15 protein-coding genes and 1 pseudogene are annotated in these 19,804 nt (G+C 72.5%); 8 read left to right on the top strand and 8 right to left on the bottom strand.

The genetic code is table 11. The features are described 5' to 3' along the window. Nucleotides 1-8: 8 nt before the first annotated feature. From QF030_RS17825 to QF030_RS17805, 5 genes are read right to left on the bottom strand one after another with little or no spacing between them, the layout of a single operon-like run. Complete coding sequence (locus QF030_RS17825) at nt 9-1,319, bottom strand: DUF58 domain-containing protein (protein WP_307163664.1); 1,311 nt, start codon at nt 1,317-1,319, stop codon at nt 9-11. Then, entirely contained in the window at nt 1,319-2,308 is a 990-nt protein-coding gene (locus QF030_RS17820) for an AAA family ATPase (protein WP_307167606.1), read from the bottom strand. The genes QF030_RS17825 and QF030_RS17820 overlap by 1 nt, the downstream gene beginning before the upstream one ends. Beyond that, the gene (locus QF030_RS17815; protein WP_307163663.1) at nt 2,308-3,504 is read right to left on the bottom strand and encodes a DUF4350 domain-containing protein; all 1,197 of its coding nucleotides are present in this window, start codon (nt 3,502-3,504) and stop codon (nt 2,308-2,310) included. Before QF030_RS17815 ends, QF030_RS17820 begins: the two co-directional genes overlap by 1 nt. Then, on the bottom strand, nt 3,501-4,349 hold the full coding sequence (locus QF030_RS17810) for a DUF4129 domain-containing protein (protein ID WP_373428775.1): 849 nt from the start codon (nt 4,347-4,349) through the stop codon (nt 3,501-3,503). Before QF030_RS17810 ends, QF030_RS17815 begins: the two co-directional genes overlap by 4 nt. Nucleotides 4,350-4,353: 4 nt before the next feature. After that, nucleotides 4,354-5,733: a glycerophosphoryl diester phosphodiesterase membrane domain-containing protein gene (locus tag QF030_RS17805; protein WP_307163662.1), complete on the bottom strand. Its 1,380-nt coding sequence runs from the start codon at nt 5,731-5,733 to the stop codon at nt 4,354-4,356. 140 nt (nt 5,734-5,873) lie between these two features. Here QF030_RS17805 and mtnA point away from each other — a divergent pair, with 140 nt between their 5' ends. Continuing rightward, nucleotides 5,874-7,025, top strand: a complete 1,152-nt coding sequence (gene mtnA / locus QF030_RS17800) for an S-methyl-5-thioribose-1-phosphate isomerase (protein ID WP_307163661.1) — start codon at nt 5,874-5,876, stop codon at nt 7,023-7,025. A 47-nt stretch (nt 7,026-7,072) separates the two neighbouring features. Here mtnA and QF030_RS17795 read toward each other — a convergent pair. Continuing rightward, a pseudogene (locus QF030_RS17795) lies at nt 7,073-7,940 on the bottom strand (GNAT family N-acetyltransferase). A 380-nt stretch (nt 7,941-8,320) separates the two neighbouring features. On the opposite strand from QF030_RS17795, the gene QF030_RS17790 reads away from it, so the two are divergent. The 7 genes from QF030_RS17790 (at nt 8,321) to QF030_RS17760 (ending at nt 17,296) form a co-directional block, all read left to right on the top strand. Next, nucleotides 8,321-8,737, top strand: a complete 417-nt coding sequence (locus tag QF030_RS17790) for a hypothetical protein (protein WP_307163660.1) — start codon at nt 8,321-8,323, stop codon at nt 8,735-8,737. A gap of 444 nt (nt 8,738-9,181) precedes the next feature. Then, the gene (gene mtrA / locus QF030_RS17785) at nt 9,182-9,871 is read left to right on the top strand and encodes a two-component system response regulator MtrA (protein WP_187281934.1); all 690 of its coding nucleotides are present in this window, start codon (nt 9,182-9,184) and stop codon (nt 9,869-9,871) included. Between the two features lies 1 nt (nt 9,872). Then, complete coding sequence (gene mtrB / locus QF030_RS17780; protein ID WP_307163659.1) at nt 9,873-12,065, top strand: MtrAB system histidine kinase MtrB; 2,193 nt, start codon at nt 9,873-9,875, stop codon at nt 12,063-12,065. Further along, a complete protein-coding gene (locus QF030_RS17775; RefSeq protein ID WP_307163658.1) occupies nt 12,055-13,890 on the top strand; it encodes an LpqB family beta-propeller domain-containing protein in 1,836 nt (611 codons plus the stop codon). The genes mtrB and QF030_RS17775 overlap by 11 nt, the downstream gene beginning before the upstream one ends. A gap of 445 nt (nt 13,891-14,335) precedes the next feature. Beyond that, nucleotides 14,336-15,337 (top strand): ComF family protein, encoded by a 1,002-nt coding sequence (locus tag QF030_RS17770; RefSeq protein WP_307163657.1) that lies wholly within the window; start codon nt 14,336-14,338, stop codon nt 15,335-15,337. Nucleotides 15,338-15,650: 313 nt separating this feature from the next. After that, a complete protein-coding gene (gene hpf / locus QF030_RS17765; RefSeq protein ID WP_307163656.1) occupies nt 15,651-16,343 on the top strand; it encodes a ribosome hibernation-promoting factor, HPF/YfiA family in 693 nt (230 codons plus the stop codon). 206 nt (nt 16,344-16,549) lie between these two features. Continuing rightward, entirely contained in the window at nt 16,550-17,296 is a 747-nt protein-coding gene (locus QF030_RS17760) for a response regulator (RefSeq protein WP_020133042.1), read from the top strand. Nucleotides 17,297-17,509: 213 nt separating this feature from the next. Here the strand turns inward: QF030_RS17760 and QF030_RS17755 are convergent, their stop codons facing one another. Together QF030_RS17755 and QF030_RS17750 are read right to left on the bottom strand one after the other, a co-directional pair. Further along, complete coding sequence (locus tag QF030_RS17755; protein ID WP_307163655.1) at nt 17,510-18,709, bottom strand: winged helix-turn-helix domain-containing protein; 1,200 nt, start codon at nt 18,707-18,709, stop codon at nt 17,510-17,512. A 273-nt stretch (nt 18,710-18,982) separates the two neighbouring features. Next, nucleotides 18,983-19,636, bottom strand: coding sequence for a GNAT family N-acetyltransferase (locus tag QF030_RS17750; protein ID WP_307163654.1), 654 nt, complete (start codon nt 19,634-19,636; stop codon nt 18,983-18,985). Nucleotides 19,637-19,804: the final 168 nt, after the last annotated feature.

Raw genomic sequence — 19,804 nt, 5'->3', positions numbered from 1 at the left:
GTTTTCTTTTACAGGCGTCCTGCTGCCTTTAGTGCCAGATAGGCGTCTGCGAGTGCGGGGGCCAGTTGGTCCGGTGTCGCGTCGACGACGGTGACGCCGTGTCGGCGGAGTTGCTCGGCTGTGCGATGACGTTCCGTTTGGGCCTGGGCTGCCGATGCCGCCTCGTACACGGCCTCGGCGTCGCCTCGGGAGGTGGCCATATGGGCGATGTACGGGTCGGCGACCGATGCCACCAGGACCGTATGGCGTTGCGTGAGCTGGGGGAGGACGGGGAGGAGGCCTTCCTCGACCGGGGCGGCGTCCAGGGTGGTCATGAGAACGATGAGGGAGCGGCGAGGGGCCGTACGGAGGGCTGTGGCGGTGAGGCCGCGGGCGTTCGTTTCGACGAGTTCGGGCTCGAGGGTGGCCATGGCGTTGACCAGGGCGGGAAGTACGTCGCGTGCTGTTCGGCCCTGGACGAGGGCACGCACCCGGCGGTCGTAGGCGAGGAGGTCGACCCGGTCGCCGGCGCGGGAGGCCAGTGCGGCGAGGAGGAGAGCGGCGTCCAGGGAGGCGTCGAGGCGAGGGGCGTCGCCGACGCGGCCCGCGGAGGTGCGGCCGGTGTCGAGGACGAGCAGGATGTGGCGGTCGCGTTCGGGGCGCCACGTGCGGACGGCGACCGACGCGTGGCGGGCCGTGGCGCGCCAGTCGATGGAGCGGGTGTCGTCGCCGGGGACGTATTCGCGCAGGCTGTCGAATTCGGTGCCTTCGCCGCGGGTGAGGACGCTGGTGCGGCCGTCCAGTTCGCGAAGGCGGGCCAGTTTCGAGGGGAGGTGCTTGCGGCTGGTGAACGGGGGGAGGACCCGTACGGTCCAGGGGACCTTGTGGGTGCCTTGGCGGGAGAAGAGGCCGAGGGGGCCGTAGGAGCGGATGGTGACGCGGTCGGACTGGTGGTCGCCGCGGCGGGTGGGGCGTAGGCGGGTGGTGATGCGGCGGCGTTCGCCGGGCGGGACCGCCAGGTCGTGGCGGGAGGCTTCTGTCTCTGTTCCTGGTTGCCAGCTGCTCGGGGGCCAGGCGTCGCGGAGGTGGGCGCGCAGGGGGCGACGGGACGGGTTGGTGACGGTGAGGGTGACGTCCGCCGGGTCGCCGAGGCGGGCGGAGGTGTCGCCTGAACGGGTCAGGCTTAGTCGGCGTACCGGGGCGGCCAGGGCGAAGTCGCAGGCGCAGGCCACGGCCAGGGGCGCGTTGACGGCGAGGATGCCGGTCCAGCCGGCGTCCCAGATGCCGACGGGGAGGGAGCCGAGGGCCGCGAGGAGTGCGGTGCGTCCGGTGAGAGCCATCAGCGGGGCACGGGGACGTGGGTGAGGATCGCGTTGATGACGGAGTCGGCCGTCACGCCTTCCATCTCGGCTTCCGGGCGGAGCTGCACGCGGTGGCGGAGCGTGGGGAGGGCGAGGGCTTTGACGTCGTCGGGGATGACGTAGTCGCGGCCGGTGAGCCAGGCCCACGCGCGTGCGGTGGCGAGGAGGGCGGTCGCGCCGCGCGGGGAGACGCCCAGCGTGAGGGACGGGGATTCGCGGGTGGCGCGGCAGATGTCGACGACGTAGGCGGTGATCTCCGGGGAGATCGTCGTCTCGGCGACGGCTGCGCGGGCCGCTTCGAGGTCGGCCGGGCCTGCGACAGGGCGTATGCCGGCGGCGTGCAGATCGCGGGGGTCGAAGCCTTCGGCATGGCGGGTGAGGACGTCGATCTCCTCCTGGCGGGAGGGGAGCGGGATCGTCAGTTTGAGCAGGAAGCGGTCCAGCTGGGCTTCGGGGAGGGGGTACGTGCCTTCGTACTCGACGGGGTTCTGGGTCGCCGCGACGAGGAAGGGGTCGGGGAGCGGGCGCGGGGTGCCGTCGACGGTGACCTGGCGTTCCTCCATGGCTTCGAGGAGGGACGACTGGGTTTTCGGCGGGGTGCGGTTGATCTCGTCGGCGAGGAGGAGGTGGGTGAAGACGGGGCCGGGCTGGAAGGAGAACTCGGCGGTGCGGGTGTCGTAGACCAGGGAGCCGGTGATGTCGCTGGGCATGAGGTCGGGGGTGAACTGGACGCGTTTGGTGTCGAGTTCGAGTGCGGAGGCGAGGGCGCGGACGAGCAGCGTCTTGGCCACTCCGGGGACTCCTTCGAGGAGGACGTGTCCGCGGCAGAGGAGGGCGACGACGAGGCCCGTCACGGCGGGGTCCTGGCCGACCACGGCCTTGGAGATCTCGGCGCGCAGGGCTTCCAGGGAGGCGCGGGCGCGGCGCGGGTCCCCGGTGTTCCCGGCGTTGTCAGTGGTCGGGTCCATCATGGACGGCGAACCTCTCTTTCGAGGGTGTCGAGTTGGTCGGCGAGCGCGATCAGGGCCGCGTCGTCGGATGGTGGTGGGCCGAAGAGGAGGGCGTGCAGGGGCTGTCCGTCGCCGTGGAGGTGGGCGGACAGGGCGGGGACGAGTGCCTCGGGCGTGTGCGCCTGGGTGACGGGGACGCCCAGGAGAGGGGCGAGGCGGGTGCGGGTGGTGGAGCGAAGAGCGGCGGCCGCGCGGTCGCGGGCGTTGGCCTTGCGGTAGAGGCGGGCGCGGCCTTCGACGGTTTCGGAGGCGCGGATCGCCACGGGGAGTCTCTCGGGCACGAGGGGGCCGAATCGGCGTGCCCGCCAGAGGGCGGCGAGGGCTGCCGCGACGAACAGCTGGAGTGTGCCCCAGACCCAGCCGGAGGGGAGCAGGTCGAAGAAGCCCTTCTCGTCGTCCGGGTCGGTGGCGGCGGTGTCGGAGAGCGAGGGGAGGTACCAGACCAGATGGCTGTGGGAGCCGAGGAGCTGGAGGGCGAGCGAGGCGTTGCCCTGTTCGTCGAGGCGGTCGTTGTAGAGGATGTCGGGCGCGCCGAGGACCACGGTGTCGCCGGCGCCGGAGGTGTCCGGGATGCGCAGCACGGTGGCCAGGCGTTCGCTGGGGTAGCACTCGTCGGCGTCGAGGCGGCGGGTGGTGTAGCGGATGCCGCCGGTTTCCGCGGTGCCGGCGCGGCGGGCGGCGGGCAGTGCGCAGTCGGGGGAGAGCGCGGAGCCGCGGCTGTTGGCGGGGTCCGCGGTCACGCCCGGGGCGAGGGTTCCCACGGACCAGCCGCTGGGGGCGACGAGGACGGTGCGGCCGCCCGAGCCGGCGATCGCCGAGTGCAGGTCCCGCTGTTGCCGTTCCGCCAGGAGGTCGGGGCTGGCGACCAGGAGAGTGGTGTCGGGGCGGGCCGCCGCGCGAGCCTCGGCCAGGGTGGTCACCACGCGGGTGGAGACGCCGCGGGCGGCGAGGAGTTCGGCTGTCGCGCGGCTGCCGTAGGGGCCGGCGGAGCGCGGGTCGAGGGCGCCGTGCCGGGCGTCGGACTGGAGCGCGGCGAGCGTGACGGCCCCGGCCAGGAGGAGTGCGAGCGCGAGGGCGATGCCGCGCGCGCGGGTCCACAGCCGCAGGGCGGTGGGCGAGGCCGAGGTGGACGGGAGCGTGGCCTCGGTCGTCATTCGGCGGCTCCGCGGTGGGCGGGGTGGGCCGTGGTGGGGGTGCTGCTCGCCGTCAGCTGGGGTTTGGTGCGTTCCAGGTCCAGGTCGAGTTCGGCCGTGCGTGCGTACGACTGCCGGGTGGCGCGGCGGCCGCCGTATGTCACGTCGTCGAAGTCGCGGGCGGCGGTGCGGAGTCGGTCGGTGTGGGCGGGCAGGGTGCGGCCGGCGTCGGCGGCGGCTTCGTCGGCCGTGCGGCCGGGGCGGGTGTCGAGGAGGGCGCGTTCCTCGAGGGAGCGGACGATGGCGCGCATGCGTTCCTGGACGGCCTGGTTCCAGTGGGCCTGGGCGGCGTGGGCCTCGGCGGCCGCGCGGTGTTCGGCGGCGCTGCGGGGACGGTCGTCGAAGAGGGCGGCGGCCGATGTGGGCCGGCGGCGCGGGGAGCCCAGGCGCCACCACAGGGCGCCCACGACGGCTGCCGTGGCCAGGATGACGACCACCAGGCCGAGTGTGCCGCCGGGAGTGGCGGTCGAGGCGGTGTCGAGCAGGTCGCCGACCCAGTCCCAGAGGGTGTCCAGGGCGCGCTGGAACAGGCTGGGGTCGTTCTGGTGGTACAGGTCCTTGGACAGCTCACGGCGGGCCGCCTCCCGCGCGGGGTCGCGCGGGACGGTGAGCGGCGGTTCGTCGTCCGAGCGGGCCCGCAGGGACAGCACGGTCGCGTCGCCCGCCCGCAGCAGGGCTGCCACCGCCCAGTCGGCGACGCGGTGCAGGGCCGCCGGGGCCGCGTCGGTGATGCCGGGTGGCAGTGTCCGTACGGGCAGGGTGCCCGGGAGCGGTACCGATGTGAGAACTCCCCCCGCCAGGCTCACCGCATCAGCTCCCCGGGGTCGTGCCGGGGGCGGCGGCGCCGTAGCCCTGGAGTCCTGCGGCGCGGGCCAGGTCGAGGTCGAGGGCCTCGCGGCGGATGCGCTGGTCGACGTAGAGGAGCACGGTGACTCCCGCGGAGATCGGGAAGGTGATCATGGAGCCGATGACCGAACCGATGCCGCTGACGATCAGGTAGGTCCAGCCGTAGTCGCTGCTCGCGTCGACCATGCCGCTGACGCCTCCGTCGCTCAGGGCGGCGCCGAGGAGGGCGAACGGGACGACGACGATCATCGCGACGACGTTCGCGATGATCAGGGCGAGCATCTGGATGCCGAAGACGCGCCACCAGGAGCCGCGGGTGAGCTTCGCGGAGCGGCCCAGGGCCTTCTTGATGCTCTGCTTCTCCAGCATCAGCGCGGGCGAGGCGAGCGAGAGGCGGATCATCAGCCACAGCACCAGGACGATCGAGCCGAGGATGCCGAAGGCCTTGAGGGCGGCTCCCGCGTCGGAGTTTCCGGCGGCGCTCACGAGGATGCCGGGCAGCAGGCACACGAGGACGATGGCGGCGGCGGCGACCATCAGCAGGAAGATCAGACCGAACAGCTTGAGCACCTGGGGACGGGCGTCGCGCCAGGCCTCGCCGAGGGCGACCGGTTTGCCGAGCACCGCCCGGCTGGTGACGGCGGTGAGCAGCGCGGTCGCCGCGATGGTGCCGATGAGGGTGATGAGGAGGACGGGGCCGGAGGCGCGCAGGGCGTCACCCATGGCGTTGAGCTGCTCGTCGGCCGTGGCGCTCGGGTCGCCGAGGGCGGTCGTGTCCGTGGTGGCGTCCAGGACGAGGCCCTGCAACAGGACGACGAAGACCTCGGTGATGACGGCGACGGTCAGCGAGATGCCCAGGACCGTGCGCCAGTAGGTGCGCATCGTGGCGACGGCGCCGTCGAGGATCTCGCCCACGGCGAGCGGGCGCAGCGGGATCACGCCGGGCTTCGCCGCGGCCGGGGGGCCGCCCCAGCCGGCGCCCCAGCCGGGAGCGCCGTAGCCGCCCTGCCCGGGGCCCGCGGGGCCGCCGGGGTAGGCACCGCCGGGTCCGACGGGCGGGTAGTTGCCCCAGCCGGGGCCGGGCGGCGGAGGCGGTGGGGGCGGCGTGCCGCCCGCGTTGCGGCCCTGGTTCGGGGGGCCCGCGGGCGCGGACCACTGGCCGGGGCCGGGCGGCGGCTGTTCCTTGGACCACTTCGTGCCGGGGCTCTGCGGGTTCGCGTCCGGCTGGTCCGCGGGCCGGGCGCCGGCGGGACGGTCCGTGGGCTCGGCGGGGCGGGACGCGCCGGGCTCCTGTCCGTCGGACGGGGCGGATCCGGGCGAGGCCCAGCCCGGAGTGTCTTTCATCGTCGCTCCTTCACGGTGCCCGTCCGCGGTCGCGGCGCCAGGTTGGGAGCCATCGTGCCATGGCGTGCTCATCGGTTGACCGGCCGCGGTATGGGCTGCACACCTTCAATTGTCCGCCGGATCGGGGGCAGACTGACGGCATGGCTGATCAGTACGCGCATTCCGGCGAGGACAAGCGGCCGGCCGACATACCTGCGATCCGCTGGGAGGAGCTGCCCGAGGGTCCCGTACTGGTGCTTCTGGACCAGACGAGACTGCCGGCCGAAGAAGTCGAACTCGTGTGTACAGACGCATCCGTGCTGGTGGAGGCGATCCGTTCGCTGGCGGTGCGCGGAGCACCGCTGCTCGGGATCGCCGGGGCGTACGGCGTCGCGCTCGCCGCCGCCCGCGGGTTCGGCGTGGACGAGGCCGCGGACGCGCTGTCGGGCGCCCGGCCCACCGCGGTGAACCTGTCCGTCGGCGTGCGCCGGGCCCTGGCCGCGTACCAGGCCGGGCTCGCCGAGAGCGGTGATCCGGCGCAGGGCGCGCGGGCCGCGCTGGCGGCCGCGCGGCAGCTTCACCGGGAGGACGCGGCGGCCAGCGTCCGGATGGCCGGGCACGGGCTGGCGCTCCTCGACGAGCTGCTGCCCGGAGGCGGGCATCGGGTGCTCACGCACTGCAACACCGGTGCGCTGGTGTCGGGCGGGGAGGGGACGGCCTTCGCGGTGGCGCTCGCGGCGCACCGGGTGGGCCGGCTTCGGCGGCTGTGGGTGGACGAGACGCGTCCGCTGCTCCAGGGTGCCCGCCTCACGGCGTACGAGGCGGCCCGCAACGGCATGGCGTACACCTTGCTGACGGACAACGCGGCGGGTTCGCTCTTCGCGGCGGGGGAGGTGGACGCGGTGCTGATCGGGGCGGATCGCATCGCGGCCGACGGGTCGGTGGCGAACAAGGTGGGGAGCTATCCGCTCGCGGTGCTGGCGCGCTACCACCATGTGCCGTTCATCGTGGTGGCGCCGGTGACGACGGTGGATCTGCAGACGCCGGACGGGGCGTCCATCGAGGTGGAGCAGCGGCCCGGGTTCGAGGTGACGGAGGCCATGGCGGCCCAGTCGCCGGTGACGGGAGCGGGCGCCGGCATTCCGGTGGCGCCGCTGGGGACCCAGGCGTACAACCCCGCGTTCGACGTGACGCCGCCCGAGCTGGTGACGGCGATCGTCACGGAGGAAGGCGTGGTGTCGCCGGTGACCGCCGACGCGCTTGCCGAGCTGTGCGGCGGGGCGACCCGGGGAGGGGCGCAGGCGGCACTCTGATCGCTCGCCGAGCACCACGTCGGCCGGCCGGGTGAGCCGGCTCGGACCTACGAGCGTGCGGGCTGGTCGGCGATCAGGAGGGTCGTTTTCTGCGGGGCGGAAGCCGAGGCGGGCGTAGATGCGGGCGACGCTCTCCCGCGCGTAGGCGAGGAAGACCGTCTCGACCCCGTGGGCGCGGGCGTGGGCGACCAGGGCCGCTGTCACGGCGGCGGCCAGTCCCTGGCGGCGGGCGGAGGGGAGGGTGCCGACGCCGCCGATCTCCGTGGTGGCGTGCGCCGGGTGGTAGTGACCGGTGGCCAGGGGGGTGCCGTCCGGAGCGAGGGCGGCGACGAGGGTCTTGTGCCCGGCGCGGATCGTGGGACGGACGGCGGCCAGGGTGCCGTCCGTGGTCAGCGTCTCGGCCGACCTGGCCAACCGCGCGCGGTCCGACGGGCCCGTGGCGGGGCCGGGCTCCCCGGTGCGGGGCTGCTGGGCGAAGGCCAGGTGCGGGAGGGCGAGGGCCGCGGGCAGGGCCGGGTCGTCCGCGGTCAGCGCGCGCAGTGTCACGCCGTCCGGCAGGGGCTGCGGGGGCAGCGGGTGGTGGGGCGGCAGCACCATCAGCGGGCGTCGCAGCACCGGGAGACCGGCGGCCTCGACCTGGGCGCGCAGCAGGGGCGCCGACTCGGCCAGCCATTCGAACGCCTCCGGCACACCGAGCTCACGCTGCCGGGCGCGCACCCGGGCGATGTCGGCGGCGCCCACGGAGGCCACGCCGGTGGGCTGGGCGTGGCTCGGACCGCCGTAGTACGGGGCGCCGGGTTCCTTCCGTACGAACAGGCGCAGGGGGCCGAAGTCCTCGGCGTCGGCGAACAGAAGGGGCACGGTGGCGTAGTACTGCTCGATGCGGTGGTGCAGCGGGGCGCTCATGCGGCGCATCCCACCATTGGAAGGCGCCGTACCGCACCGAGGTTTCCGCTGGGGGTGGCGCCTGTACGGCGGCAGCGGCCGGCGTCGTCGTCAGTTCCGGCACGCCGGTGCTGCCGCTCGGCTCCGATCCGACTGCCCGGGAACGGGTGGTACGGAGTGAGGCGAGGGGCGGCGGCCAGGAAACGGAGCGCGCGGTCACGGCGTCCCGCACGTGTTCCCAGGCAGGACGCAGCCCGCAGACGTTCCGTCGGACTTTTGTGGTCCCTGATGGCCACGCCCGCGTGCTCACGCATCCCGCCTGCGGATTCGTGGGGGCGGGGGTTTGATCGTTGCTACTCTCCCGCAGATCGCCGCATCGACATGTCGATGCGTCTCGAGGTGGGGGCAGGGTGCGGAAGAAACACAGGGTGGGGCTGGTCGCGGCTGCGGTGGCGCTCGTGGCGGTGCCCGGTGGGCTGGTGGTGAGGAGTCAGGCCGAGGCGGCCGGGCGGGAAGCGGAACAGAAGTCTCTCGAGCAGGCCGCCGAGGAGATCTTCCAGCGGCACGCGGACGCACCTGGAGCGTCCTGGCGGAAGGACGCCCTGCCCGCGGGCAGGGTGTGGAACCAGGCCGATGCCAAGGCCGTGGTGGCGCACGTGGAGAGGAAGGGCGCGCGGTTCACGGTGGACGTCAACGAGATCACCACCCCGTACCTTTCCGACACGTACGGCAGTGGGCTGGAGCCGACCCTGCCCCATGTGGCGTCCCACCGGTTCGTCTTCGAGCGGGACGGGGACGACTGGCGTCTCGTCAAGGACCTGACGTAGCGGCCGAAGCAGCTCCTTCGGCGTGACCGGGCGCTGCGCACCGCTCGGACCGCCCGGGACCGCCCGCCCGGAGTCGCTGGTGGCGGGAGGTGGCCGTTCGGCCGGTCGGGTCGTGACCGGCCGGGCGTCGGCGAGGCGGCTTCGACGGCAAGTCGTGGACCGGGGGCCGGACCTGTCCGGGTGGTTACGGGGTCCCGTCGCGCAGCCGCCGGACCGGCCTCCACGGGCCACTCCGTCGGATCGCCGTTTCGGCCAGGGGACGGGTGATCCGAGGGATGCGGATCGGGGACTCGGCAGGGGGTGACGATGTCGCGTTCGGCGGTTCCACGGCAGTGCTGACCTCGGTGCCGACGGACCGGGGCAGACAGTGACCGCCCCGTACGACTATCGTCACTGGCCGGTGAGCCTTCTCACCTGCGCCACCTTCACTGTTATGAGAATGGGATGATGTCGTTTATGAAGGGACGAGTCCTTGTCGTCGACGACGACACCGCACTGGCCGAGATGCTCGGCATTGTGCTGCGTGGTGAAGGTTTTGAGCCGTCTTTCGTTGCCGACGGTGACAAGGCGCTGGCCGCTTTCCGTGAGGCGAAACCCGACCTGGTGCTGCTGGACCTGATGCTGCCCGGCCGGGACGGCATCGAGGTGTGCCGCCTGATCAGGGCGGAGTCCGGGGTGCCGATCGTGATGCTCACGGCGAAGAGCGACACCGTCGACGTCGTCGTCGGACTGGAGTCCGGCGCCGACGACTACATCGTGAAGCCGTTCAAACCGAAGGAGCTGGTCGCCCGGATCCGGGCGCGGCTGCGGAGGTCCGAGGAACCGGCGCCGGAACAGCTCGCCATAGGCGACCTCGTCATCGACGTGGCCGGTCACTCCGTGAAGCGGGAAGGGCAGTCGATCGCCCTGACGCCGCTGGAGTTCGACCTGCTGGTCGCGCTGGCGCGCAAGCCCTGGCAGGTGTTCACCCGCGAGGTGCTCCTCGAGCAGGTGTGGGGCTACCGGCACGCCGCCGACACCCGCCTGGTGAACGTGCACGTACAGCGGCTGCGCTCCAAGGTCGAGAAGGACCCGGAGCGGCCGGAGATCGTGGTGACCGTCCGTGGCGTCGGATACAAGGCAGGACCGAGCTGACATGTCCGGTGACAGTGCCGCTTCGGCCCCCGGTCGGTCCGGGGCCCGCCCGGAGCGGCCTGTCGGCCGTAGGGCGCCGGGTTCACGCTTCGCACGCCTCCTCGCCGGGGGCCTGTTGCAGGGCGGGGTGCAGGGCAGCCCTGTCCTGAGGCTGCTGCTGCGCTTGGTGCGCCGGCCGCTGCTGCCCGTCATGCGGCTGTGGCGGCGCAACATCCAGCTCAAGGTCGTCGCCACGACACTGCTGATGTCGCTGGGCGTCGTCCTGCTGCTGGGCTTCGTCGTCATCGGGCAGGTGCGCAACGGGCTGCTCGACGCCAAGGTGAAGGCGTCGCAGAGCCAGGCCACCGGCGGGTTCGCCGTGGCCAAGCAGAAGGCCGACGAGGCCGCCGGCGCGTCCGCCGACGACGGGACCCCGGCCGACGGCGGCGCCTCGCAGAACGTCATCGAATGGATGAGCGAGCTCGTCCTGTCGCTGTCCAGCGGCGGCCAGGGCGCCTTCGACGTGGTCACCCTGCCCCCCGGCGACGTCAGCGGCGTCGCCCGCGGGCCGCGCGCCTCCGGCTTCGTCGACCCCGACAAGAGCGTCCCGGAGAAGCTGCGCGAGCAGGTCAACAGCAGCACCGGAGCGGCCCAGAGCTACTCCCGCATCAACTACCTCAACGACAAGGACTCCCAGCCGGCCCTCGTCATCGGCAAGCAAGTCAACGACCCCAACGGTGATCCGTACGAGCTGTACTACCTCTTCCCGCTCACCCAGGAGGAGAAGTCGCTGAGCCTGGTCAAGGGGACGCTGGCGACCGCCGGGCTGTTCGTCGTCGTACTCCTCGGGGCCATCGCCTGGCTCGTGGTACGGCAGGTCGTCACGCCGGTGCGGATGGCCGCCGGGATCGCCGAGCGGCTCTCCGCCGGACGGCTCCAGGAACGGATGAAGGTCACCGGCGAGGACGACATCGCACGCCTCGGTGAGGCCTTCAACAAGATGGCCCAGAACCTCCAGCTGAAGATCCAGCAACTGGAGGACCTGTCGCGGATGCAGCGGCGGTTCGTGTCCGACGTCTCGCACGAACTGCGGACGCCGCTGACGACCGTACGCATGGCCGCCGACGTCATCCACGACGCCCGGGTCGACTTCGACCCCATCACCGCGCGGTCCGCCGAACTCCTCGCCGACCAGCTCGACCGGTTCGAGACACTGCTCGCGGACCTGCTGGAGATCAGCCGCTTCGACGCCGGCGCCGCCGCCCTCGAAGCCGAGCCGATCGACCTCAGGGAGGTCGTCCGGCGGGTCGTCAGCGGGGCCGCGCCGCTCGCCGAACGCAAGGGCACGACCGTACGCGTCATCGGCGACCAGCAGCCCGTCGTCGCCGAGGCCGACGCCCGACGGGTGGAACGGGTGCTGCGGAACCTGGTGGTCAACGCCGTGGAACACGGCGAGGGCAAGGACGTCATCGTCAAGCTGGCCGCCGCGGGCGGCGCCGTCGCGATAGCCGTGCGCGACTACGGCGTCGGCCTCAAGCCCGGCGAGGCCACCCGCGTCTTCAGCCGGTTCTGGCGCGCCGACCCGGCACGCGCGCGTACCACCGGCGGTACCGGTCTGGGGCTGTCCATCGCCCTGGAGGACGCACGGCTGCACGGCGGCTGGCTACAGGCCTGGGGAGAGCCCGGCGGCGGCTCGCAGTTCCGGCTGACGCTGCCCAGGACCGCCGACGAACCGCTGCGGGGCTCGCCGATACCGCTGGAGCCCAAGGACTCCCGTCGCAACCGGGGAGACCTCGACGACGCGGGTCAGCCGCGCGGCGGCGGCCAGAAGAGTGCGACGGTGCCCGTACAGCCCGTCGGCGAACAGGTGTCGGCCGCGCGGAGCGCGCTCGCGCCCCGGACGGCCACCGCGGCCCCCACGGCCGACCCGACGGCGTTGCCCGGCAACGGCGCGCGCGTGGTGTCCCGGCCCGCCGCGGGCACGGGAGGCGGCGGACGCGGAGAGGACGAACGGCAGGCTGCCGGGGCGTCCGGGGCAGGCGGCGAAGCACGCGGCGCGGCCCCTGAGCGGACGGAGACGGCCGCTGCGGAGGACCTGGGCGCGCCGGACGACGTGAGTGGCGCCCGCGAAACGGCACTGAGGGGGACTTCGAACCGGCACAGAGCCGGGGCGGAGGGCTCGAACGAGCAAGGGGAGGCACGTCGTGGGCGCTGAGTGGCGCGAGGGGGGAACCCGGCGTACGCCGGGGCGCGCGGTGGCGTACGCCACCTGTGGCGTCGTTCTGCTGGCCGGGTGCGCCTCGATGCCCGACAGCGGGGATCTGCGCGGCGTCGAGTCCACACCGCGCCAGGACACCCAGGTACGGGTGTTCGCGATGCCGCCCCGGGACGACGCACAGCCGCTGGAGATCGTCCAGGGCTTCCTCGAAGCGCTCACCAGCGACGACCCCGGTTACGCGACGGCACGGCAGTACCTGACCGAGAAAGCCGCCCAGAAATGGGAGCCCGAACGGTCCACGACGGTCCTCACGGACGGGCCGGCGACCGACGCCGGGCCCACCGGGACCAGAGACGACGGCGACGACTACTCGTACACGCTGACCGGCACACGGGTCGCCGCCGTCGACGGACAGCAGTCGTACGCGCCCGCCGCCGGCGACTACCGCCAGGTGGTCCACCTCAGCCGCGACAAGAAGAACGGGCAGTGGCGCATCGACGCCCTCCCCCAGGGCGTCGTCATGGGCAAGTCGGACTTCCAGCGCAACTACGTCTCCGTCAACAAGTACTACTTCGCCTCCAACACCACGGCCGACGGCTCCCGGCAGCCCATGGCCGTCGCCGACCCCGTCTACGTGCGCGAACGCGTCGACCCGATGACGCAGATGGTGCGCTCCGTGCTCACCGGCCCGACCAGCTGGCTCCGCCCCGTCGTCAGGTCCAGCTTCCCCACCGGCACCGCGCTGCCCAAGGGCGTCACCGCGCTGACCCCCGACGACCAGAACAAGCTCACCGTGCCGCTCAACGACAAGGCCGCCCACATCGGACAGGGCAAGTGCGACGAGATGGCGGCCCAGCTGCTGTTCTCCCTCCACAGCCTGGCTCCCGCCGTCGACGAGATCGCGCTGCGCTCGGGCGGCACCCAGCTGTGCTCCCTCACCGAGGAGCGGGCCGCGGCCGTCGCCGCACGCGGCTCCGAGACCAGCCCCGGCTACCTGTACTTCATCGACGGCCAGCACCGCCTCGAACGGATGACGAGCGGCAGCGGCAACACCAAGGCCGACCCGGTGCCCGGAGCGCTCGGCGACGGCGCCAAGGCGCTGCGCTCGGTGGCCGTGGCCCGCGACGAACACAGCGCCGCGGGAGTCGCCCTCGACGGCAAGGCGCTCTACGTCACCTCCACCGTCTCCGGCAGCTCCATCGGCGACCCCGTACTCCAGAGCAAGGGCAAGACGGAGACCGACCGCCTCACCACCCCCAGCTGGGACACCCAGGGGGATTTGTGGGTCGCCGACCGCGACCCCGACGCTCCCCGTCTGCTCCTGCTGGAGAAGGGCGGCGGCCAGCCGCTGGAGGTGCTCACTCCGGGACTCGACGGCCGTATCAACGCCGTACGGGTGGCTGCCGACGGGGTGCGGATCGCGCTCGTCGTGGACAAGGGCGGCAAGCAGTCCCTGCTCATCGGGCGGATCGAACGAGGCCCGGGCAGCGGCGATCAGCCCTCCGTGTCGCTTCAGGAACTGCGCTCCGCCACCCCCGAATTGGAGCAGGTCACGGCCGTGTCGTGGGCCGGGGACAACCGGCTCGTGGTCGTCGGGCGCGAGTCGGGGGGCGTGCAGCAGGTGCAGTACGTGCAGTGCGACGGCTCGGTCCCCGAGGCGGGGACACTGCCCGGCCTCACGGAGGTCACGAGCATCGCCGCCTCCGAGGACAGCGAGATCCCGCTCTTCGCGACCTCCAAGGACGGGCTGCTGTGGCTGCCCGGCGGAAGCGGCTGGCGGACGCTCAAGGAGACCGCTTCGGTCGCGTTCTATCCCGGGTGATCTTCGGCTCCTGGTGATCTCCCGTTACGGGTGATCTCGGCCTCGGCGTGGAGAGCGGGGTTCTGGGTTCGGGGGCGCGGGGGCGCGGGGCGCTGGGGTACAAGGCGTGGGGCGAGGGGTGCCGGGGCGGGTTTCGGTGCCGGGGCGGGCTTTGGCGCGTGGGTGCGGGGCTGGTGTGGGCTTTGGCGCGTGGGTGCGGCTGCCCTCGGGGCGTTACTCGGGGGGCCGGAGTCGGCCAGGAGTTCGCGGGAGTTCCGGGGGAGCCGGTGGGACTTCTTCTCCGTGGACCGCACGGATTCCCGGGAACTGCTTTACGCCTCCTCCTTTTGGTGTTCCGATCGCTCCGAGTGCCTTCGAGCTGCCTTCCCGACGGTTTTCCACAGGGTGCTCCGCGGGTTTTCCACAGGGGTGGCGGGTTGCTTCCCGCGTCGGCACAGTAGGGGACGTGGAAAGCGTTCGCAGGTGGTGGCAGGAGCTCGCCGGCCTGGTCCTGCCCGCCGAGTGCGGGGGCTGCGGAAGCGCGCGTACGGTGCTCTGCCCGCAGTGCCGCGCGGTGCTGGGCGGAGCCGCGCCGTTCCGGGTCCGTCCGGTGCCGGAACCACCAGGGCTGCCCGCCGTGCACGCGGCGGCCCGGTACGCGGACGAGGTACGTGCGGCGCTGCTGGCCCACAAGGAGCGCGGGGCGCTGGCACTGGCGCGACCGCTGGGCACGGCGCTGGCGGGGGCTGTGCGGGCGGGGGTGGGGGAGGTGGGGTGGGGGGAGGGGGAGGGCCCCCAGCCCCCCGGACACCTGCTGCTCGTCCCCGTCCCCTCCACCCGAGCCGCCGTACGGGCGCGTGGGCATGACCCGGCGCGGCGGATCGCGTTGGCGGCGGCCGGTGAGTTGCGGCGGGCGGGGGTGCCGGCGCGGGTGGCCGCGGTGTTGCGGCAGCGGCGGGCCGTGGCCGACCAGTCGGGGCTGGACTCGCGGCAGCGGCTGGACAACCTGGTGGGCGCGCTGACGGTGGTGCCCGGGGGTGCGCGGGTGCTGTGCGGTGGGCCGGTGGTTCTCGTGGACGACGTGGTCACGACGGGCGCCTCGCTGGCGGAGGCCGCGCGGGCGGTGCGGGCGGCGGTGCAGGCGACAGCGGTGCGGCCGGGGGCGGTGCGGTCGGGAGCCGTGGCGTCGGCGGCGGCTGGGGCGGCTGCTGCGGCGGCGGAGTGGGCCGGGCAGGGGGAGAGTGGGCGGTGTGAGGAGGAGGCGAAGCGAGCGTTGTGTGGTGAAGGGGCGACAGCCGGGTACGTGGGTAGGACTCGGGAAGACAGTGAGCGACTGTCCGGAGCCGAGGAGGGAGGAGCGGACGAGGTGTCGGTCAGACCGCTGGAGGATGCGGGGCGAGCCGCTGACGTGCTCTGCGCGGCCGTGGTCGCCGCGTCGCCGGACTCTTTCGAAATAAACCGGAACTGAGCAGGAACTTGCGTCGTTGCAGGTAATGAGAGGTCCAATTCGCCTGAACGGAGGTACGCCGCAGTAGAGGGTGACGACATCCGTCCGGGCGAGATATGTTCGGTTGTGAGGGAAAGCGCAGGCCACACCTCGCATATCCGAATGCCGTGCTGCGGTTTTTCGTAATCTTCCGCGGCACCGGGGGTGTAGATCTCGCTCATGGGGGAGGAGGAGGTGGAAGTCACCGAGTCCGAGGTTCCGGTGCTCACCGGAGCCTGGTGCAAAAGGGAGACGCTCCGCACCGAAGCGGAGTGATCCGGGAACGGAGTTCTGCGTGGACATCGTCGTCAAGGGCCGCAAGACCGAGGTGCCCGAGCGGTTCCGCAAGCACGTGGCCGACAAGCTGAACCTGGAGAAGATCCAGAAGCTCGACGGCAAGGTGATCAGCCTCGACGTGGAGGTGTCCAAGGAGCCCAACCCCCGACAGGCCGACCGGTGCGACCGGGTGGAGATCACCCTCCGGTCCCGCGGCCCTGTGATCCGGGCGGAGGCGGCGGCCAGCGACGCGTACGCGGCACTCGACCTGGCGGCGGAGAAGCTGGATGCCCAGCTGCGCAAGCAGCACGACAAGCGTTACACACGCCGCGGCGCCCGCAGGATCCCCGCGGCGGAGGTTCCCGACTACGTCCCGGGTGTGGCGACGCTCAACGGCAACGGCCGTCCCGTCCCCGCCGACGAGTCGGAGAGTGTGCCGACCAAGCGGATCGGCTCGCTCGAGGTGCAGGGCGACGGCCCCCTCGTGGTGCGCGAGAAGACCCACGTCGCCGCTCCGATGACCCTCGACCAGGCCCTCTACGAGATGGAACTGGTCGGACACGACTTCTATCTGTTCGTCGACTCCGAGACCAAGCAGCCCAGCGTCGTCTACCGGCGTCACGCCTACGACTACGGCGTGATCTACCTCGACACCGACCCGATGGTGGCCCAGGCGCACGCGCCCGAGGCCGGCGGTGCGTTGGGTGGCTGACGCTGCCCGGTGACAGCTGAGCGGTGTGCCCCTGGAGCGCTGTGTGCGCCCCCAGGGGCACCCGTGTGCGACCCCTTCGAGCACCGCTCTGTCACCGCGTTGTCGTCCGGGCATGGAATCATGGCCAGGGCGGCTCAACCGGTGGGCCGCTGCCTTGGGTTGGCGACGGCACAGGACCACGGCCACAGCCTTCAGGGGGAGGAACGATGGCGGACAGCTTCGGACCGATGCGGGACGACGATGCCGACGACGGCGTCGTCGGCATGGGCCCGGACGGGGGCACCTCACGCAAGGAACCGATCAGAGTCCTTGTCGTGGACGACCACGCCCTGTTCCGCCGCGGACTCGAGATCGTGCTCGCGGCCGAGGAGGACATCCAGGTCGTCGGCGAGGCGGGTGACGGCGCCGAGGCCGTGGACAAGGCGGCCGACCTGCTGCCGGACATCGTGCTGATGGACGTACGGATGCCCAAGCGGGGCGGTATCGAGGCGTGCACCTCCATCAAGGAGGTGGCTCCCAGCGCGAAGATCATCATGCTGACGATCAGTGACGAGGAGGCCGACCTCTACGAGGCGATCAAGGCCGGCGCCACCGGCTATCTCCTCAAGGAGATCTCCACGGACGAGGTCGCCACCGCGATCCGCGCGGTCGCCGACGGACAGTCGCAGATCAGCCCCTCCATGGCGTCGAAGCTGCTCACCGAGTTCAAGTCGATGATCCAGCGGACCGACGAGCGTCGTCTCGTCCCCGCGCCGCGGCTGACGGACCGGGAGCTGGAGGTGCTCAAGCTGGTCGCCACGGGAATGAACAACCGTGACATCGCCAAGGAGTTGTTCATCTCCGAGAACACGGTGAAGAACCACGTGCGCAACATCCTGGAGAAGCTGCAGCTGCACTCCAGGATGGAGGCGGTGGTGTACGCGATGCGGGAGAAGATTCTCGAGATCCGGTGAGCCAGCCGGTGAGTCGGCTGCCGAGTCGGTGAGCGGGGCCTGAGTCCGCCCCGCTCCGGTGATGGTGCGGCGCTGATGGTGAGCCCGGTCCCGGTCCGGTTCCTGATGGTGGGCCCGACTCGGCCCGGCCCGACTGGTTCGCTGCTGGTGCACCCGGCTCGGACCCGGCTCGGACCGGTTCCGACCCGGCTCGGACGTGGTTTCGGAACCGAGTCAGGCCAGTGCGCGGGTGAGCTCGCTGACGAGAGGCTCGCGCAGGTCCGGAGCGTCCACGCGCTCCACGCGCACGTTTGTGCAGTCCACCCAGGTCGCTGCCTCGAGCAGGGCCTGCGCCACCGCCGGGACCGCCTTCGGGCCGTCCAGGGTGATCTGTCGGGCGATCAGGGTGCGGCCCTCGCGGGCCGGGTCCACGCGGCCGACGAGCCGTCCGCCGGCCAGGACCGGCATCGCGAAGTAGCCGTGGATCCGCTTCGGCTTGGGGACGTAGGCCTCCAGGCGGTGGGTGAAGCCGAAGATCCGCTCGGTGCGCGTACGCTCCCAGATCAGGGAGTCGAAGGGGGACAGCAGCGTGGTGCGGTGGCGGCCGCGCGGGGGTGTTTCCAGTGCCGACGGGTCGGCCCAGGCGGGCTTGGACCAGCCCTCGACCGTGACCGGGACCAGACCGGAGTCGGCGATCACGGTGTCGACCTGCTCGCCCTTGAGACGGTGGTAGTCGGCGATGTCCGCGCGGGTGCCGACGCCGAGCGACTGGCCGGCCAGGCGGACGAGACGGCGCAGGCACTCGGTGTCGTCCAGCTCGTCGTGCAGCAGGTCGGCGGGGACGGCGCGCTCGGCGAGGTCGTACACGCGCTTCCAGCCGCGGCGCTCCACGCAGACCACCTCGCCGTACATGAGCGCGCGCTCCACGGCGACCTTGGTGCCGGACCAGTCCCACCACTCGCTGGTCTTCTTCGCGCCGCCCAACTCGGTCGCGGTCAGCGGGCCTTCGGTGCGGAGTTGCTTGACGACCTGGTCGTACGTGCCGTCCGGGAGCGCGTGGTTCCAGTGCGGGCGGGCCCGGTAGGCGCGGCGGCGGAAGGCGAAGTGGGGCCATTCCTCGATGGGGAGGATGCAGGCGGCGTGGGACCAGTACTCGAAGGCGTGCGGTCGGGTCGCGGGCGTGCCCGCGGACCCGGGCTTCCAGTACGCGTCCTCGACCGTGTCGCGGCCCACGGCTCCGAGTCGGGCGTAGGGGATCAGCTCGTGGGAGCGGGCCAGGACCGAGATGGTGTCGAGCTGGACCGCGCCGAGGTGCCGGAGGACGCCGCGCACGCCGGCCCTTCGGTCGGGCGTGCCGAGGAAGCCTTGCGCGCGCAGGGCGATGCGGCGGGCTTCGTCTGCCGAGAGGGCGGTGTCGGGGCGCGGGGTCGTCATGGCTCGCACGATAGGGGGTGGGACTGACAGTGCGGGGTGAGCTGGGGGTTTGGGGAGGCGGGGGTGCGCGGGCGCGGGGTTCGCCTTCGCCGCCCCTTCCCCATCCCGCCGTGGGGGCCGCCGCCGGACCCGGCTTTCTCGTCCCCGCTCTGTGGGCTGGCGGCGCCGGACCCGGCTTTCCCTGGGGGCTGCCTCCGCCGGACCAGGCTCTCCGGTTCCCGCGCCGAGGCTGCCGTCGCCGGACCTCGGTTCGGCCCTGGGCGGGCCTCGTCCTCAGACGCCGGACGGGCTGCCTGTATCCATGGGCGGGCTGTCCGTGCCTCCCGGCGGGTTGTCCGGGCCGCTCGGTGGGCTGTCGGGTGCCGGAATGTAGGGGGCGGTCGACGGCAGTCCCAGGTCCGACGGGAGCAGGGAGGCGATCCAGCAGTCGCGTCGTACACCCTTGTTGGCGATGGCCGAGCGGAGGGTGCCCTCCAGGGTGAAGCCGGCGTTCTCGGCGACCGCGCGGGAGGCGGTGTTGCCGATCTCAGCCTGCCATTGGACGCGGTCGACGGGGAGCGTGGTGAAGGCCCAGCGGGCCGCGGTGAGGGTGGCCTCGGTGGTGTAACCGTGGCCGCGGTGTTCCTTGGCCGTCCAGAAACCGACCTCGGCCGTGCCCGGGGAGCGCATGGTGAGGCTGAGTACGCCGGTGAGGGCTCCGTCGGGGAGGAAGACGCCGAAGGTGAACATGGAGCCGCTCGCCCAGCCCTCCGGAGCGAGCAGCTCGGTGAAGCTGCGGGCGTGCTCGGGGAGGTAGGGGGAGGGGATCGTGGTCCAGCGCTGGATGTCGGGGTCCTGGGCGGCGGTGTACACGGCGTCGGCGTCCCGCGGGTCGAGGGGGCGCAGGACGAGGCGGGGGGTGGTGAGGGTGACGGGCTCGGGCTCCATCGGCCGATTCTGCGCGGGGTGTCCCGGCGGGCGCCAGCTTTTTTGCCGTGTGTGAGCGTGTGATCACAATTCGCGCAATTCGTCCGGTGGACGCGGCACCATCGGCGGGGCCCGGCCGTTGTCCCCTTTGAAGAAGATTTTGGAGCAGGTGCGCAGCAGTGTGCGGTC

This window comes from Streptomyces rishiriensis (assembly GCF_030815485.1).
GTDB classification, from domain to species: Bacteria; Actinomycetota; Actinomycetes; order Streptomycetales; family Streptomycetaceae; genus Streptomyces; species Streptomyces rishiriensis_A.
The sequence above is the reverse complement of the archived record's forward strand: the minus strand, read 5'-3'. Positions and strand labels throughout refer to the sequence as shown.